Here is a 223-nt window from a genome sequence, read left to right on the forward strand (position 1 = left end):
AAGCGTTGCGGGAATGCGGGTGCGAATTTCAACGTCTTGAACCACGCCTCGCTGAACGGGTTATCGTTGGACACCCGAGGCCGCGAATGCGACTTGGTGATCTCCAGRTCAGAGAGCAATGCCGYGACGGTCTTGCTCGTCATCGACGTGCCGCGGTCGGCATGAACGACCTCCGGGGTCCCGTGGATTCCGAAGATCTCCTTCATCATCTCCACCGCCAACT

At 59.3% G+C, this 223-nt stretch carries 1 pseudogene; it reads right to left on the reverse strand.

Annotation, left to right across the window (positions count from 1 at the left end):
• A pseudogene (locus ASG92_RS20770) lies at positions 1-223 on the reverse strand (DDE-type integrase/transposase/recombinase); the annotation flags it as partial.

This window comes from Arthrobacter sp. Soil736 (assembly GCF_001428005.1).
Taxonomy (GTDB): domain Bacteria; phylum Actinomycetota; class Actinomycetes; order Actinomycetales; family Micrococcaceae; genus Arthrobacter.